Origin of the sequence: Mesorhizobium sp. IMUNJ 23033, from assembly GCF_044778005.1 — a bacterium.
Lineage (GTDB): Bacteria > Pseudomonadota > Alphaproteobacteria > Rhizobiales > Rhizobiaceae > Mesorhizobium > Mesorhizobium amorphae_A.
Genome location: NZ_JBJACT010000026.1, coordinates 59,271 through 74,757 on the forward strand (window position 1 = coordinate 59,271; position 15,487 = coordinate 74,757).

13 protein-coding genes are annotated in these 15,487 nt (G+C 60.8%); 8 read left to right on the top strand and 5 right to left on the bottom strand.

The window, feature by feature from the left end; translation table 11 throughout:
- Positions 1–67: 67 nt before the first annotated feature.
- Together ACFX5Q_RS24855 and ACFX5Q_RS24860 are read right to left on the bottom strand one after the other, a co-directional pair.
- The gene (locus tag ACFX5Q_RS24855; RefSeq protein ID WP_404282292.1) at positions 68–703 is read right to left on the bottom strand and encodes a hypothetical protein; all 636 of its coding nucleotides are present in this window, start codon (positions 701–703) and stop codon (positions 68–70) included.
- 711 nt (positions 704–1,414) lie between these two features.
- A complete protein-coding gene (locus ACFX5Q_RS24860) occupies positions 1,415–2,302 on the bottom strand; it encodes a metal-dependent phosphohydrolase (protein ID WP_404282293.1) in 888 nt (295 codons plus the stop codon).
- Between the two features lie 327 nt (positions 2,303–2,629).
- Between ACFX5Q_RS24860 and ACFX5Q_RS24865 the strand changes: the two genes are divergently transcribed.
- From ACFX5Q_RS24865 to ACFX5Q_RS24880, 4 genes are all read left to right on the top strand, one after another.
- Positions 2,630–4,366 carry an adenylate/guanylate cyclase domain-containing protein gene (locus ACFX5Q_RS24865; RefSeq protein ID WP_404282295.1) on the top strand — a complete coding sequence of 579 codons (1,737 nt, stop codon included), beginning with the start codon at positions 2,630–2,632 and terminating at the stop codon, positions 4,364–4,366.
- Between the two features lie 395 nt (positions 4,367–4,761).
- Positions 4,762–5,976: a glycosyltransferase family protein gene (locus ACFX5Q_RS24870; protein WP_404282297.1), complete on the top strand. Its 1,215-nt coding sequence runs from the start codon at positions 4,762–4,764 to the stop codon at positions 5,974–5,976.
- 1 nt (position 5,977) lies between these two features.
- The gene (locus ACFX5Q_RS24875) at positions 5,978–7,222 is read left to right on the top strand and encodes a glycosyltransferase (RefSeq protein WP_404282299.1); all 1,245 of its coding nucleotides are present in this window, start codon (positions 5,978–5,980) and stop codon (positions 7,220–7,222) included.
- A complete protein-coding gene (locus ACFX5Q_RS24880) occupies positions 7,219–8,361 on the top strand; it encodes a glycosyltransferase family protein (RefSeq protein WP_404282301.1) in 1,143 nt (380 codons plus the stop codon). Before ACFX5Q_RS24875 ends, ACFX5Q_RS24880 begins: the two co-directional genes overlap by 4 nt.
- Positions 8,362–8,451: 90 nt before the next feature.
- On the opposite strand, the gene ACFX5Q_RS24885 is transcribed toward ACFX5Q_RS24880, so the two are convergent.
- Complete coding sequence (locus ACFX5Q_RS24885) at positions 8,452–9,126, bottom strand: class I SAM-dependent methyltransferase (RefSeq protein ID WP_404282302.1); 675 nt, start codon at positions 9,124–9,126, stop codon at positions 8,452–8,454.
- 80 nt (positions 9,127–9,206) lie between these two features.
- Here ACFX5Q_RS24885 and ACFX5Q_RS24890 point away from each other — a divergent pair, with 80 nt between their 5' ends.
- The 4 genes from ACFX5Q_RS24890 to ACFX5Q_RS24905 all read left to right on the top strand — a co-directional run bounded on the left by ACFX5Q_RS24890 (position 9,207) and on the right by ACFX5Q_RS24905 (position 13,614).
- Complete coding sequence (locus ACFX5Q_RS24890; protein ID WP_404282303.1) at positions 9,207–9,470, top strand: hypothetical protein; 264 nt, start codon at positions 9,207–9,209, stop codon at positions 9,468–9,470.
- 17 nt (positions 9,471–9,487) lie between these two features.
- Positions 9,488–12,202: an ABC transporter transmembrane domain-containing protein gene (locus tag ACFX5Q_RS24895; RefSeq protein ID WP_404282305.1), complete on the top strand. Its 2,715-nt coding sequence runs from the start codon at positions 9,488–9,490 to the stop codon at positions 12,200–12,202.
- Positions 12,203–12,234: 32 nt separating this feature from the next.
- Positions 12,235–12,684, top strand: coding sequence for a cyclic nucleotide-binding domain-containing protein (locus ACFX5Q_RS24900; protein WP_404282307.1), 450 nt, complete (start codon positions 12,235–12,237; stop codon positions 12,682–12,684).
- Positions 12,685–12,759: 75 nt separating this feature from the next.
- Entirely contained in the window at positions 12,760–13,614 is an 855-nt protein-coding gene (locus ACFX5Q_RS24905; protein ID WP_404282309.1) for an MBL fold metallo-hydrolase, read from the top strand.
- Position 13,615: 1 nt separating this feature from the next.
- On the opposite strand, the gene ACFX5Q_RS24910 is transcribed toward ACFX5Q_RS24905, so the two are convergent.
- Complete coding sequence (locus tag ACFX5Q_RS24910) at positions 13,616–14,380, bottom strand: polysaccharide deacetylase family protein (RefSeq protein ID WP_404282311.1); 765 nt, start codon at positions 14,378–14,380, stop codon at positions 13,616–13,618.
- Entirely contained in the window at positions 14,377–15,465 is a 1,089-nt protein-coding gene (locus tag ACFX5Q_RS24915; RefSeq protein ID WP_404282313.1) for a glycosyltransferase family 4 protein, read from the bottom strand. The genes ACFX5Q_RS24910 and ACFX5Q_RS24915 overlap by 4 nt, the downstream gene beginning before the upstream one ends.
- Positions 15,466–15,487: the final 22 nt, after the last annotated feature.

The following is a 15,487-nucleotide window of genomic DNA, read 5'->3' on the forward strand; positions in this document are numbered from 1 at the left end:
GGCTTGCGGCCACCGGAGGCAGGAGGTGTCCGGACTGGATCGCCGCGCTGATGGGTGGCCGGCCTGCTTAGGTCGTTGCTGCCCAGAGGTTGGGCTGTTCGAAGCTCGCTTTCTCGCTTTTGCTCTCGCCGAGAACAGACATTGGTGATCGGCGGTGCGAAGGGCAGCAACGGGTCAAGATCGCGTCATGCGACGCTCGCAACTGGTCGCGCACGAGCGCCACCAGATGGACGGAGCGCTCCGCGAACTCGGTTCGCCGCGATGCCATCAAGAGCGATCTGACGGCGGCGAGGATGATGAAGCCGAGCACGGTCGCCACCGTCCAAAGGCGAAGGGTTTGCAAAGGCACGCCAGAACCGGCCAGCAGCCGCGCAGCAATGAAACCGATCACCAGCGCCACCACAGTAGCCGCCACGCCCGCGAAGAATCTGCGCCATGCACTACTTGTGGCACTCGCCTTCTTGAACCGCCGGGCGAGCAGGATGAACACGCTCGCGACGAGCGCAACAACCAACACAATCTCGAACAGGAGCGCAAGGAGAGATGTTCCCCCGGCCGCAAGCGAGGCCCTCAGGTTTTCAAGCTCGACGGGGACGTCGCTCAAAGCGGCAAACCGCGCGAACAGTCCGGAGACGAAACGCTCGGCGAGCTGTTCGAAGCCCGTAATCAACGAAGTAACGTCTGTTTCCGCCGTCGTGTCCACGATTTCCCCCCTTCAGCGCCTCGGAAGCCAGTTCCGGCGGTCGCTCGTCGGCCGCTGTCTCGCTATCCAGCGCCCGACCGTCGAACAATTCAAGCTTTTTTGCCCCGCCCTTTGCCCGCGCGGGGTCCGAGCGCACTGAAACTTGTCGGCCCAGAGCGCAACGACCAGGCCGATCTCGTAGGTCTGATTTGCGCTGCTTATCCGGCGTTTTCTGTGGGCTTTCTTCTGCTCGATTTTCGGAAAACCAACATCTCATCAGCTCTCTATTTGAACGCCTCACCGTATGCAAGTACGCTGCCAACCGACAATGGCCCTTCGACAGTAGTGGTTTCATCGTAGCAAAGTGGGAGTGTTGAGAAGTTTGCACGACATACCATCGCTAGCTGGGAGGCAGCGCAACCAGGAAGCCACTGGCCAGCAGATATTCATAAAGATGCAGTAGCGGCGGCACGGGACGCAACTGATCGGCTGTCGGGCACCCTTGTAACGGACTGGATTTGGTCAGCCTGAATTATCTGGCGCGGCCGGGAGGGGAGGCTTGCGACGGCGCGGTCGGTGAGGGCGAGTCGAAGGTGCGTCATGAAATTAGCACGGCATTAGTACGGCAAATGCGCGATGTTCGATCTGGCCCGATCTGTCGGTTTGTCTACGCTATCATAGCCGCACAGTAGCCTGCTTGGCACCGGCGGAAAAGGAAACAATCCTCGGCTCTTAGGTTACCACGGAAAGGCTCGCCGAGGTCGGCTGCAACACGCCGGGGAACGGCCCGATCCTGGCCGGGCGATGCCCGGACTGGAAGAGGTTGCTGTGGAGGTTGGCGATCCACTGCTTGCCTTCCGTCGTCAGCTCCAGATAGCGGATCGCGTCACCGATATAGGGCTCGACCTGCACCGTGAAGAAATCGGTGAAGATGGCGCCGAGATCGGCGGCGGTCTTGCAGCCGAGTTTTTCCACCATCCCGATCTCAGAGAACTCGGCAAACAGCGCCGGCAGCTTGCGGTGGTAGAAGGGATCAGCGAGCTGGCCGATCAGGTCCGCGGCCCTGACCAGCGCCGGCTCGGTGTTGGTGACCTGATATGCCGGATCGTTCGGCACTGGAAAGCGCGTCATCTCGATCGCCTCGACAACGCGCTCCTCGTTGATGAACTTCGAGGAAGCAAAACGTTGGCGCGTATAGATCTTGGCGCGCTCGATATGATAGGGCACAAGTACCGCGTCGGAGGCGCCGCGCGGTGGCGTATGGCGGTCGCCGGCCTCGTTAATGACGAAGCTGTCCTCGGTGTCGCCCTGGCACACGCCATGCACCATGCCAATGTCGTGGACAAGCAGCGCGCAGGTATAATGCAGCCAGTCATCGGGGGTCAGGGATTCCGAAAGCAGCCGGCCGCGGATGATCTGCTGGCCAGCGAGCGTAACCATCAGCGTGTGCTCGATGTTGTGATAGAGGGCGTTCGAATTGCCGATGCGCTCCAGGACTAGGCGGGCCGCGCCGCCTATGTAGCTCGCATATTCCGAATTGCGATGCGAGAAATACTGGAGATAGAGTTCTGACAGATAGTCGCCGAGCCGGTCGGCCATGATGGAGATTGGATTGAGCATGACAAGCGTTGCTGACCGCTTTGAAGCACGACATGTCGCGCCGCGCTGCTGCCATCCTAGCACGGTTTTGGCCTAGATCTTATCTACAGCGGCACCTATCTCAAACGTCTTGAAGGACGGCTATTCTGTCGCTCACTCGACGAACAGCCTCGCACCAATCGCGACAGGCAGTTTTCCAGGTATACGAACCCGGCGCGACCTAGGCTTCGCACCTCCAGTGTCTCGGATGCGGCGCAAGGCGAAAATCCCGAACCATGCTCCAGGCCCACTGAGCCTTTGATTCCAGCGACTCTATGTTAAAGTTGCGTGTCTTTTTGAGGCTGAAGTATGGAACGCAGGCTCGCTGCAGTGCTTGCAGCCGACATGGCAGGATACTCTCGGCTCATGGAAGCCGACGAGCAGGGCACGCTCGCCCGGCTAAGAACCCACCGGATCGAGCTCATCGATCCGGCAATCGCCAAGAATCAGGGCCGAATTATCAAGACCACAGGCGATGGCATGCTGGTCGAGTTCCAAAGCGTGGTGGACGCCGTACGCTGCGCCGCAGAGATGCAGATTCGCATGCGCCGCCGCAACACCGACGTGCCGGAGGACCGTCGTATCCAGTTTCGCATTGGCATCAACCTTGGTGATATCATCTTCGATGAAGGCGACATCTACGGCGACGGCGTCAACGTTGCGGCGAGACTGGAGCAGCTCGCTGATGTCGGCGGGGTATGCGTCACCCAGGCCGTTTACGAACAGGTCTCCGATCGCATTGAAGTCAAGTTCGAGGATCTGGGCGAGAAGTCGCTGAAGAACATTTTACGCCCGGTGCGGGTCTGGCGTGCGATACTCGAGGATGCTGCTTCGGCGGTGGGTATCGGCGCCGCCCGACGTGGCGTCATCAAGCCCTCGATCGCCGTCCTGCCCTTCGCCAATATGAGCGGCGATTCCGAACAGGAATTTTTCGTCGATGGCCTGACCGAGGACATCATCACGGAACTTTCGCGCCGGCATGAGCTTTTCGTGATCTCGCGCAACTCCACCTTCGTCTACAAGGGGCAGTCGGTGAATCTGCGCGAAATCGCCCAGAAGCTGGGCGCGCAATATCTGGTGGAGGGCAGCGTCCGCAAATCGGGCGGGCAACTCAGGGTCACCGCCCAGCTGATCGACACAGCAAGCGACACACATATTTGGGCCGAGCGATACGATCGCAAGCTGGACGACGTGTTCGCCATCCAGGATGAGCTGACAGCGGCAATCGTGGCCACGCTGCCGGGGCGCCTCGAGGCCGCGCAACAGGATCTGGTCGCGCGCAAGACGCCGGCCAGCATGGCCGCTTACGAATGTGTGCTGGCGGCCAAGGTCCGCCACCATCGCAGCAATCGCGCCGAGAACGAGGAGGCGCTGAAACTGATAACGCGGGCAGTAGAGCTCGACCCCGACTACGCGCATGCCCACGCCTGGAAGGGCTGCATCCTGGGGCAAGCCTGGGGCTACGGCTGGTGTGCCGACAAGGACGCGACCTTCGACGAGGTTGTCCGCGAGGTGGAGTCGGCACAGGCGCTGGACGCCAACGATGCAGACGTCCAACGAATCCTGGCGGCAATCAACATCAGCCGCAACGACCTGACCAAGGCCCGCCACCACCAGGAACGCGCCCTCGCGCTCAATCCGAACTACGATCTCGTGGTGGTCCAGCAGGGCGAGCTTCTGACTTGGCTCGGCCGCCCCAAGGAAGGGGCCGACTGGATTCGCAAGGCCATGCAGCTGAACCCTCACCACCCGGAGCGCTTCTGGAGCCATCTCGGGAAAGCGCATTTCGCAGCCCGGGAATACTCGGAAGCCGTCGAGGCCTTCATGCATCTGTCGAAGATGGATGCCAGCCAGCATGCCTTTGTTGCGGCCGCCTATGGCTGGCTGGGTGATCGGACTGCTGCGGCCGCGCACTACGCTAAAATAGGCAAGCTCGATTCGGAGTTCACGATCGACACGTTGGTCGCCACCCTGCACTACGCGAACAACGCGGACCTTCAGCATTTGGTTGATGGGCTAAAAACTGCCGAATCCGCTCAGTTCTAGGCATAGGTTCGCTGGCCTCGTGCGACGGCCCAAATGATCTTCGAGCGGTTCGAACGATCAAATCGGCAACCGCACTGGCTGGACGCTCAGTTACGAAGGTGTTACCGGCCAATGGGGGACCGGTCGATCGACAAGGCCTCTGCAAGCTGGCCAAGCAAACGGATCTGCGTCGGCGAGGATCAATACCAGTGAAATGATGCAGGTGCTTCTGGGCCACGTGGCAGGCGGGCCGCTTAGCAGACGCAGCTTCCTGGTTTCGGCATATGGACCCTCTTGGGTAATATAAATTGAAAATTGCGCCCTCATGTTCCAAAACAGGTCGGTAAACCCGCGAGGATGGTTCGAACCCTGCGGCCCACGGTCCTCGAGGCGAGAATTCTAAAAGACGTTCAACAATGACCCATCACGTACAAGACGCGCGAATTCTAATGTACAGCCACGACACGTTCGGGCTCGGCCACTTGCAGCGCTGCCGGACGATCGCGCATTCGCTGGTCGAGGATTTCCGCGGACTTCAGGTGCTTATCATTTCGGGTGCGCCTATCGCTGGCGCCTTCGACTACCGCGCCCGTGTCGACTTCGTGAAGATCCCCAGCGTCATCAAGTTGCGCAACGGCGAGTATACCTCGCTGGAAAAGGATATCGATCTGCATGAGACGCTGAGGATGCGCCAGTCGATCATCCGCCACACAGCCGAGACCTTCCGGCCGGATATCTTCATCGTCGACAAGGAACCGCTCGGCCTGCGCGGTGAGATCGAGGACACGCTGTCCTACCTCAAGACGCGGGGCACCACGCTCGTGCTAGGCCTGCGCGAGGTGATGGACGCGCCGCATCTGCTCGAAGCAGAGTGGGCACGCAGGGATGTAATGCGCAAGATTGGCCTGTTCTACGACAAGGTCTGGGCCTATGGTCCGCCGGATTTCTACGATCCGTTGACCGGCCTGGATGTGCCGCCGGCTGTCAGGGCAAAGATGAAGTTCGTCGGTTTCCTGCAACGGAGCCTGCAGAAGAACGAGTTGCCCGGCCACCGGCCCGAGGGCGACTATATCCTCGTTACCACCGGTGGCGGCGGTGACGGCGCCGAACTGATCCACAACGTCATCGATGCCTATCAGCAGGATCCGCAGTTGCGGCATAGGGCGCTGATCGTGCTTGGGCCTTACATGCCGGCGCGCAAGCGCAACAAGCTGCTCAAGAAAGGGTCCAAGATCCCCTATATCAAAATGATCGAGTTCGACAATCGCATGGAAGAGCTGATTGCCGGCGCCAAGGCGGTAGTGGCGATGGGCGGTTACAACACCTATTGCGAGATACTGTCTTTCGACAAGCCGGCGCTGATCGTGCCGCGCGTCAAGCCTCGCGAGGAACAACTGATCCGAGCACGGCGCGCAGGCGAACTCGGCCTCATCGAGATGCTTTTGCCGGAAGAAGCCGAGGATTCCCTGCGGTTTGCCGATGCACTGAAGGTGCTGCCGGACCGGCCCCGTCCATCGCAGAGCAATCCCCATCTGACGCTGGAAGGGCTGCCTCATATTTCCGAAATCGTCGCGGAACTGTTCGACCGGCGGGCCGGCCATCACCTTTCGGTCATTGAAGGCATGAACTGAGTTGCAACGTCGCAAGATCGTCGTGGTTCTGAAGGGCTATCCGCGGCTGTCGGAAACCTTCATCGCGCAGGAACTGCTCGGTCTGGAGCGTGCGGGGTTCGAGCTGATGCTCGTCGCGCTCAGGCGGCCGACCGACGCAAAACGCCACCCCGTGCATGACGAGATCAAAGCGCCCGTCCATTACCTGCCGGAATATCTGCATGAAGAGCCGCTGCGCGTGGTTCGCTCGCTGTTTGCTTATCTGCTGCGGCCGGGCTTCTGGCGCGCGCTCGGATCGCTGGCTGCCGATATCCCCCGCGACTTTACGCGTAATCGCGTGCGCCGCTTCGGGCAAGCGCTCGTGCTGGCGGCCGAATGGCCGGAAGACGCGGGTTGGCTGCATGCACATTTCGCGCACACACCGGCATCGGTGACGCGCTATGCCAGCCAGCTTCGTGGCCTGCCCTGGAGCTGCTCGGCCCATGCCAAGGACATCTGGACTTCGGCGGACTGGGATCTGGCTGGCAAGCTTTCCTCGGCGCGCTGGACGGTCACTTGCACGAAAACCGGCTTCGACCGTCTGAAAAAACTCGCTAACGGCAACTCGTCCGTGCATCTGAGCTATCATGGGCTCGACCTTGATCGCTTCGGCAGTTTCGGCGAGGCGCGAAAACAGCATGACGGCTCGGCGCCGGACGAACCGGTTATCGTTCTGAGTGTCGGGCGCGCCGTTGAAAAGAAAGGTTACGATACCTTGCTGGAGGCCCTTGCCCTCTTGCCTGGTGATTTGGCGTGGCGTTTCGAGCATATCGGCGGCGGTGAGGAATTGGAGCGGTTCAAGGCGCTGGCGCAAAAGCTCGGCCTGGATGGTCGCGTCTCTTGGAAAGGCGCGCTTGCGCAGCAGGAGGTGCTTGAGCACTACCGCTGCGCCGACATCTTCGCCCTGGCCTGCAGGATCACCGCAAATGGCGACCGGGACGGTCTGCCGAATGTTCTGGTGGAGGCAGCTAGCCAGCGGCTTGCATGCGTGTCGACCGATATTTCCGGCGTGCCGGAGCTTTTATCGCCGGATGAAACCGGGCTGCTGGTTCCGATGGAAAACCCAATTGCCCTGGCACAGGCGCTGGAGCGCCTGATCCGTGATCCCGTGCTGCGCGCCCGCCTCGGCGACGCCGCAGAGCGGCGCGTGCGCAGCAATTTCGATCATATGGCAAGCATTGGACAGCTCAAGGAACTGTTCGAGCGGGAGTGGCGGGCCGCCGAATGAAGCGGCTGCGCGCTTTCTTCTATGTCCAACACCTGCTCGGTATCGGCCATCTCGCGCGCGCCAGCCGCATTGCGGCGGCTCTGGTCGATGACGGGTTTGACGTAACCGTCGTGACCGGCGGAGCGCCGATCGCGGGGTTTCCGGGACCAGGTGTAAAATCTGTAACCCTGCCACCTGTCACCTCCGGTGATGAAGGATTTTCCGGTCTTGTCGACCTACAGGGCAAACCCATCGACGATGATTTCAAGAAATCGCGTTCAGAGATGCTGCTGCAGGCATTCCGGGATTGCAGGCCTGATATCGTCATTGTCGAGGCGTTTCCATTTGGACGTCGGCAGATGCGCTTCGAACTCTTGCCGCTGATCGAGGCCATCGACGCGGCGTCGCCCAGGCCGCTGCTGGCGACGTCCGTCCGCGATATCCTTCAGGAGCGCGTCAAGCCGGGCCGAGACGAGGAAACGGTCGATCTCATCAACAGGCATTTCGACCTGGTTATGGTCCACGGCGACCCGGCTTTCGCAACCATCGACAAGACATTTCCACTGGCCGGGGCGATCAGGGCCGAGATCACCTACACAGGGCTCGTTGCCGGGCCGCCATCGCCCGCGGCTTCCGAGCGCTTCGACGTTCTGGTGTCGGTTGGCGGCGGGGCTGCCGGAAAGAGCCTTGTCAGATCCACCATCGCAGCGGCGCGGAATGCCAACAACGCTTGGAAATGGTGTTTGATCACCGGCCCAAACCTGCCGAAAGACGAGTTTGACGCGATTGCACGCGATGCCACGCCGGGTCTGTCCATCTTCCGGTTCCGCGAGGATTTCGCCAGCCTGCTGACCGGCGCCCGCCTGTCAGTCTCGCAGGCGGGTTACAACACGGTCTGCGATGTCCTGCGCGCGGGTTGTCGCTCCCTGCTCGTTCCATTTGCAGCCGGCGGGGAAACCGAACAGACGTTTCGCACCCTGAGGCTCGAAAAACTCGGTCTTGCAACGGTGCTGATGGAAAAGGACCTAACGCCTGAAGATTTGGCACAAGCGATCGAACAGGCGCTTGTGGGACCGACGCCATCCGCGCATCGTCTCGATCTGGAAGGCGCGCGTCGCTCGGCGCAAATCCTGCGCGAGCGGTATCGACATGGTCCCTAAAAGTGGAGCCCGGTTTCGAAAAAGTTCATGATCAAACAGACGATGGATCCTAACGCGCGTCGTGTCTGGATGAGATTCGCGTAACGCGCTTCAAACCGTTCCGATCAGCATGAAGCGCGTATATTTTTTTGTCGGCAGTTCGCCGGAGAACCGCACCTCCCGTAGCGCCGCCATTGTTTCGAAGGCTGCAAGTGAGGCCACGCAGTTGATGTGCGTCGGCTCGCTGAAATAATCGTTCGATTGCAGCAGCACATTCGTACCCCGCGGAAGCAGAGCAAGCCAGGCGCGCAGATCGGCTATGTGTTCGCAGCTCGTATTGACCGTCAGGTCGGGCCGCCCGGCCGCATAGTCGAGTGCGTACATATCTGCCGTCAGCGCCCGGAACCGGTCGCCGGCTTCCCGGTTGAGGGTCCGGGCGACCGGCGCGACTTCGGGATCGATGTCGATGCTATCGACCGCCGCGATGTCGAAGCGGGCGTCGTTGAAAAGCATTGCCGGCAATACGCCGTACCATCCACCCAGGACCCATATGCGCCCGAACCGGCCGCCGCAGCTTTCGAACAGCCTGTCGAGCGCCCACATCTTGCAGGCGACCTGCTTGTGGTTAAAAGCGTTGGCGATATCGGCCTGCGGATGCTTGGCGATGACGCGCGCCAGCCCTGCCACGAGAGGGCGGTCGACATAGGCAGCAATTCCCCGCGTGAGGTCCAGGGTTTGCTCGTGCCCGTCCATGCCGGCATTGCGTGGTTGCGTGACATCCATCATATTCGTCTTGTATGGTGGGATTTCGGGCGACACAACGCAATCTTGCCCCCCGCAAGGCTGTTTGATCCGCGGACGTGATTATGCTGCAAGCCGCTTCGCCATTGCCCGGTGCCGGAGAGAGCCGCGTGCATCTGTCCGGACCATCGGCGTCCATCCGCCAGCACCAGCCACGCAGCTGCGGTCTCGTGCTTGGCTATTCGCCAAAACCCTACGGAAGCCGCGAAGCGTTTGAGCGCAGGACAATCTCCGTGCACTGCAGCTTCGAGCTTGTCGTCGGCGACAAGGAAATTGCCGATACGCCATTCGCCAGCAGGTGCTTTTACATCCTGCATCCTTCCAACTGAAGGGTCCACAGCCGCATATGGAACCCAGCCTAGCCCGCTATATCTGGACGCACACCAAGAAGCAGCAGGTCGGGATATTGATGATCGTCGTGCTTTCGATGATCCCGTATTTCATGTCCTTCGACCTGCCGAAGCTGATCGTCAACGGCCCGATCCAAGGTGGCGGCTTCGAGCAACCGGGCGCGACCCAGCCATTCATGAGGCTACACTATAACCTGCCGTTCATTGGAGAGGTCCTGTTCTTCTCCGGTTTTCAGCTCGACCGCACGGCGACGTTGTTTGCCCTGAGCCTTGTGTTCCTCTTGCTGGTCGTCATCAACGGCCTGTTCAAACTCTACATCAACACCTACAAGGGCCGCCTCGGCGAACGCATGCTGAGGCGTATCCGTTTCGATCTGGTCGATCGTGTGCTGCGGTTTCCGCCGGTTTACTTCAAGCGGGTGAAATCCGCCGAAGTGGCGACCATGGTGAAGGACGAGGTGGAGCCGCTGGGGGGCTTCATCGGCGATGCCTTCGTGCAGCCGGTACTGCTCGGCGGCCAGGCGCTGACGGCCATGCTGTTCATCATGGTCCAGAACGTCTGGCTCGGAATGATAGCGGCCGTGATTGTGGGGATCCAGATCGTGCTCATCCCGCGAATGCGGCGGCGGCTGATCGTGCTTGGACGCGAGCGGCAGTTGACGGCGCGCGCGCTTTCGGGCCGGGTTGGCGAAATCGTCGACGGCATCGGCGCGGTTCACATCCACGATACATCAAACTACGAGCGCGCCGACATAGCTGCCCGGCTCGGGCTCATCTTCAAGATCCGCTTCGATCTTTACCAATGGAAATTCATGGTGAAGTTCCTCAACAATTTTCTCGCGCAGGTCACGCCCTTTCTGTTCTACATGATCGGCGGGTACCTAGTCATCCAGGGGCGGCTGGACGTCGGCCAGCTCGTGGCCGTGATCGGCGCCTACAAGGACCTGCCCGGACCGATGAAGGAACTGATCGACTGGGATCAGGCGCGGCAGGATGTCCAGGTCAAATATCAGCAGGTCGTTGAACAGTTTACCGTTGAGGATCTCATTGCGCCGAGAATCGGGGCATTGACGATCGACGATCCCGCTCCGATGACCAACCCGCTGTCGGCGATCAATCTGTCCATAGCAGACGATGGCGGTGCAATGCTCCTTAATCGTATCTCCCTCCAGGTCAAGCCGGGTCAGACGGTGGCGCTGGTCAGTACCGCGACAGGTGGAGCGGAGGCGCTTGCAGAAGCCTTCGCGCGGCTGAACTGGCCGGACAGCGGAAGGATCGCTTCGGGCGCCGACGACCTGCTTGAACTCCCCGAAGCAGTGACCGGCCGGCGCATGTCCTATGCCTCGTCGGATGTTTTCCTGTTCCAGGCAAGCCTCCGCGATAACCTGCTCTACGGGTTGAAGCATGCGCCGCTGACATCGGTGCCTTATGACGGTGCTGCGGCAGACCAGCGCCGCTGGAACGTCGACGAGGCGCGCCGGTCGGGCAATCCGGAGCATGATATCCACAGCGACTGGATCAACTACGCTTCCGCCGGCGCTACCGGCCCGCACGACCTCTTTGAAGCCGTGCGCCGGGTGCTCGACGCGGTTGTTCTGTCGCGCGACATTCTGGACCTTGGCTTGCGCTCTTCGGCCGACCTCACGCGTCACACGGAGCTTGCCAGGCGGATCGTCGAACTGCGTGCGGCGCTGCGAACCCGGCTGGAACACGAAGGGCTGAGCGGACTGGTGGCTCCTTTCGAGCCGGGCGCCTACAACAAGGAAGCAACGATCGGCCAAAACCTGCTCTTCGGCGCTGCCGCCGGCCCCGAACTTGCCGACAGGGCTCTGGCGGCCAATCCCTATTTTGCTTCTGTGCTAAAGCAAGCCGGCCTCGACCGCACCCTCTACGAAATGGGCATGGAGATCGCCGAACAGGCGATCGAGCTGTTTGCCGACCTGCCGCCCGATCACCAGTTCTTCCAGCAGCTCGCCTTCATGAGCGCCGAGGAGATTCCCGCCTACGAAACCTTGCTGCAACGGCTCAAGAACCGTCCCCACGAGGCGGTTTCGGAGACCGACCGCGCCATGATCGTCACCTTGAGCTTTGCCTATATCGAGCCCCGGCACCGCTTCGGCCTGCTGAGCGACGAGCTGATGAGCAAGATCGTCGCTGCACGCAACCGGTTCTATGAAAACCTGCCGCCCGAGCTGCAAAATGCGGTCGAACGGTATGATCCTGCCAAATACATTGCCGCGGCCACCGTCATGGACAATGTCCTGTTCGGGCGTGTGGGCAACAACCATCCCGACGCGCCGGACCGCATACGCTCCATCGTCTATGACATTCTTGACGAACTGGGGCTTTATGCCGAACTTCTGGATGTCGGCCTGGACTTCAACGTCGGCGCCGGCGGCAGGCGGCTGACCGGTGGACAGCGACAGAAGCTCGATGTTGCCCGGGCCCTGCTCAAGCGTCCTGATTTTCTCATTCTCAACCGGCCGCTGTCGGCGCTCGACCAGCGCATGCAGGATAAGGTGCTGCGAAACGTGCTCGAGGAAGCCAGACGCGACGGCCATTCACCGGCAATTGTGTGGGTCGTGACGAATCCGGCAATGGCGATGATGTTCGATCGCGTTATCGTCTTCGACTCGGGTCAATTGGTGGAAGACGGAACACACGAGACACTTTTGGCGGGAAGCGGTATCTTCAAGGAACTGCTGTCATAGAGCAGACGTGAATTTTGGGAAGGTTTGCGACAATGCTGCTCAAGGATGAGGTTGGAATGCTGCAACGCGTTCCCTTGTTCTCCGGCATAGAGCCGACAAAGCTCAAGCTGCTTGCGTTCACATCCGATCGCGTGAGCTACAGCGCCGGCCAGATCCTTTTCCGACAGGGCGACGAGGCAGACGCCGCCTATGTCATCCTCTCAGGCAGGGCGGATGTTCTGGTCGATTCCGACAGCGGACCGATAAAAGTTGCCGAACTGGTGCCAAATTCGATTGTTGGCGAGATCGCCATATTGTGCAACAGCTCCCGCACGGCCACCGTCAGAGCCGCAAGTCCGCTGGAAGCCTTGAGAATCCGCAAGGATCATTTCCTGAGGCTTATGAAGGAGTTCCCGGAAATGACCATCGAGATGGTGCGGGTTCTTGCCGATCGCCTAAGCCATACGACCGCGGATCTGATCGACGCACGAAGCGCCAAGTAACGAGTAACGTGCGCTTAATCCTCGCCGTCGTGATGGCACTGGCTACCATAGGCGACTGGACTGCGAAGGGGTAGCATGGACGACGACGTTTTCCTGGTCAGGTTTTGGGGCGTGCGCGGCAGCATTTCGGTATCGGGGCCAGAATTCTCTCGCTATGGCGGCAACACAATCTGCATTGAGATGCGATGCGGTAAGCATACGCTTCTGTTCGACGCGGGCTCTGGCCTACGGCCTGCCGGCTGGGCGCTTCGGGCGTCGGGCGTGACCGATTTCGACCTGTTTTTCACCCATTGCCATTACGATCACATCATCGGGCTGCCGGCTTTCAAGCCGATCTATGACCGGAGCGTCAAGGTCAGGCTCTGGTCCGGGCATCTTGCAGGACGCATGACGACCCGGCAGATGGTCGATGAGTTCATGCAGCCGCCGTGGTTTCCGGTGAAACTCGATATCTGCAAGGCAAGCATCGACTGTCGCGATTTCGTATCCGGAGACGTGCTTCGGCCGCGCGAAGGGGTGGTGGTCCGAACCGGCAGTCTTAACCATCCGGGCGGCTGCGTGGGCTACCGGGTCGAATGGGGCGGCCGCGTCGTGGCGGTGATCACAGACACTGAGCACGAGCCGGACAAACTCGATCAGGCGGTGCTCGGCCTGATCAAAGATGCCGACCTCGTCATTTACGATTGCGCCTACACCGAGGATGAAATGGAACGCCGCCGCGGTAACGGACACTCGACATGGCAACAGGGCGTCAAGCTCTGTGAGGCGGCCGGTGCGCGGGAGCTTGCGCTGTTTCACCACGATCCGACACGCACCGACGAGGAACTGGACGAGATCGAGAAACTGGCCAAAGACAGGTTTGCCGGCGCTTTTGCCGCGCGGGATGGCCAGGCGCTCAAATTTCCAGTCTCATTGCACAAAAAGCGCTGAGCTATTTTCCTCTACCGGCGCTGCGCCCGATCAATGTCCTGATCGGAAGCCATGCGCAGGCTTCAGTCCGTGCGGTGACTGTGAACAGCCGTTCGAGGAAAAGCCAGGCCGATTCATCATGTACGAGATGGTGGGTGAGCAGGCCAACCGGTTCGCCGCCGTCGACTGCATGCTGCAATTGCGCGATGATAGCCTGAACCAATAGGCCATGATCGCGGCAGCCGCGCGTGCCGTGCCAATCCATGATGTCGACATTGCTGTTGATGACCGCCAGTGAAGCCGGTTTCGGCGGCCCAAAGACCGACAATGCCGAAAATCCTATCGATCCAAGGTCGGATACCAAGCCGGCGTCAATCCTGTTCCAGGGTGGCACCAGCATCGGAACGGCACGTGCGCCGTGCAGGCCGATTACGTGCGACAGCCCGCGAGCCAGATCATCGAGCACCGCCTCGCGTGGCCGATGCGCGCCGAGCTCCTGCTTCTTCTGGTCCTCGGGCGCATGATTTCGGTGCGCCCAGCCATGGATGGCGACCGTGGCATGTGGCGCCTCGTCAAGCGCGACGACAAGCTTCTCGTCGGTCAGGGCCGGAATGACGGCCAGAGTGACCGGAACCGCGAATTCACCGGTGAGGTCGAGCAGCCGATCCAGCGCAGGCGTCGGATCCACGGCGTCATCGTCGCGCAGCCAGAACTCTGCCTTGCGGCCCGCCCTTTGCCGGCGCGCCAGCTCTTTCACCAAGGGCTGCCAGATCGGATCGGATGTCATGGAACCGGGATCTTCTTGAGAAGTTCGGCCAGACGCGCCGCTGCACCACCGAGGGAGCGCTCTTCGAGGACGAAACGCCTGGCTTCTGCGGCCATCATGGTTCTTTCGTCGTTATGGGCCAGAAGCCTTTCAATGGCAGAAGCGAATGCCGCCACATCGCCCGGCGGAGTGAGAAACCCGGTCTGGCCATTCCGCAGGACCTCCGGCACGCCGGCGATGTCCTGAGCCACCACCGGAAGGCCGGCAGCCTGTGCTTCAAGATAGGCCACGCCATAGGCCTCGCCGTAACCCGGCCAGAGGTAAATTCCCCCACCGTAGAGGACATCTGGCACGGCGGCTGGCTCAATCGCACCAAGCCATTCGATACGGTCGGCTGGCAAGCCGGCGAATTGCGCTTTGACCTCGTCACGGGCAGGCCCGTCGCCGACGACCGACATGGTCCAGGGCAGGTGGCCGATCCGACCGAGCGCTTGCGCCAGCATGCGATAGCTTTCGACTTTGTCGCCCGAGCGCATCATGGCGACGGTAACGAGGCGCGTCGGACAACCCTGTGCCGGCAATTCCTGGAATACCGATGTGTCGATAAAGGGCGAAAGCATACCCAGAGCGGCGTCGGGAATCGCGTCTGTCAGTCCCTGACGATCCCTTTGCGTGAAACAGATGTTCAGCGCTGCCTGTTCGATGGCTCGCACCACCAACGCTTGCGTATCGGCCCACAAGCCGGCGTTGCGCCGCCTGGAATAGGAGGCTTCCGCTGTCACATAGGGGACAGCAAAGGCCGACGCCAGCTCGGGCCCGATCAGGTCGGGCGCCTTGTAATAGGGATGATAGGAGAACCAGAGATCGGGCTTGCCGTCACGGTCCCAAAGCCTTGTCAGCCGCGCGGCTTCGTCCCGAGCCTCGATCTTGAGCGCATCGAAACTTTCCAGCTCCGGCTGGCGTAGATAGAAGCGCAACTCCGATGCCAGTTCGACGCTATGCCCGCCATGCTGCAGCGCCTTGACCAGCATCCGTGCCATCTGGCGGTCGCCGGAGACAACGGGATGATTGGGCGACTTCAGCGGCGCGTAGAAGGCAATTCGCATCGCGCGATCCTATCATCGCAAA

Bases quoted from the DNA above. Each gene is read 5' to 3' on its own strand.
- ACFX5Q_RS24860 (WP_404282293.1), bottom strand. From the start codon at position 2,302: ATGCTCAATCCAATCTCCATCATGGCCGACCGGCTCGGCGACTATCTG.
- ACFX5Q_RS24895 (WP_404282305.1), top strand. From the start codon at position 9,488: ATGGAACCCAGCCTAGCCCGCTATATCTGGACGCACACCAAGAAGCAG.
- ACFX5Q_RS24910 (WP_404282311.1), bottom strand. From the start codon at position 14,380: ATGACATCCGATCCGATCTGGCAGCCCTTGGTGAAAGAGCTGGCGCGC.
- ACFX5Q_RS24905 (WP_404282309.1), top strand. From the start codon at position 12,760: ATGGACGACGACGTTTTCCTGGTCAGGTTTTGGGGCGTGCGCGGCAGC.
- ACFX5Q_RS24915 (WP_404282313.1), bottom strand. From the start codon at position 15,465: ATGCGAATTGCCTTCTACGCGCCGCTGAAGTCGCCCAATCATCCCGTT.
- ACFX5Q_RS24865 (WP_404282295.1), top strand. From the start codon at position 2,630: ATGGAACGCAGGCTCGCTGCAGTGCTTGCAGCCGACATGGCAGGATAC.
- ACFX5Q_RS24880 (WP_404282301.1), top strand. From the start codon at position 7,219: ATGAAGCGGCTGCGCGCTTTCTTCTATGTCCAACACCTGCTCGGTATC.
- ACFX5Q_RS24890 (WP_404282303.1), top strand. From the start codon at position 9,207: ATGCTGCAAGCCGCTTCGCCATTGCCCGGTGCCGGAGAGAGCCGCGTG.
- ACFX5Q_RS24885 (WP_404282302.1), bottom strand. From the start codon at position 9,126: ATGATGGATGTCACGCAACCACGCAATGCCGGCATGGACGGGCACGAG.
- ACFX5Q_RS24900 (WP_404282307.1), top strand. From the start codon at position 12,235: ATGCTGCTCAAGGATGAGGTTGGAATGCTGCAACGCGTTCCCTTGTTC.
- ACFX5Q_RS24870 (WP_404282297.1), top strand. From the start codon at position 4,762: ATGACCCATCACGTACAAGACGCGCGAATTCTAATGTACAGCCACGAC.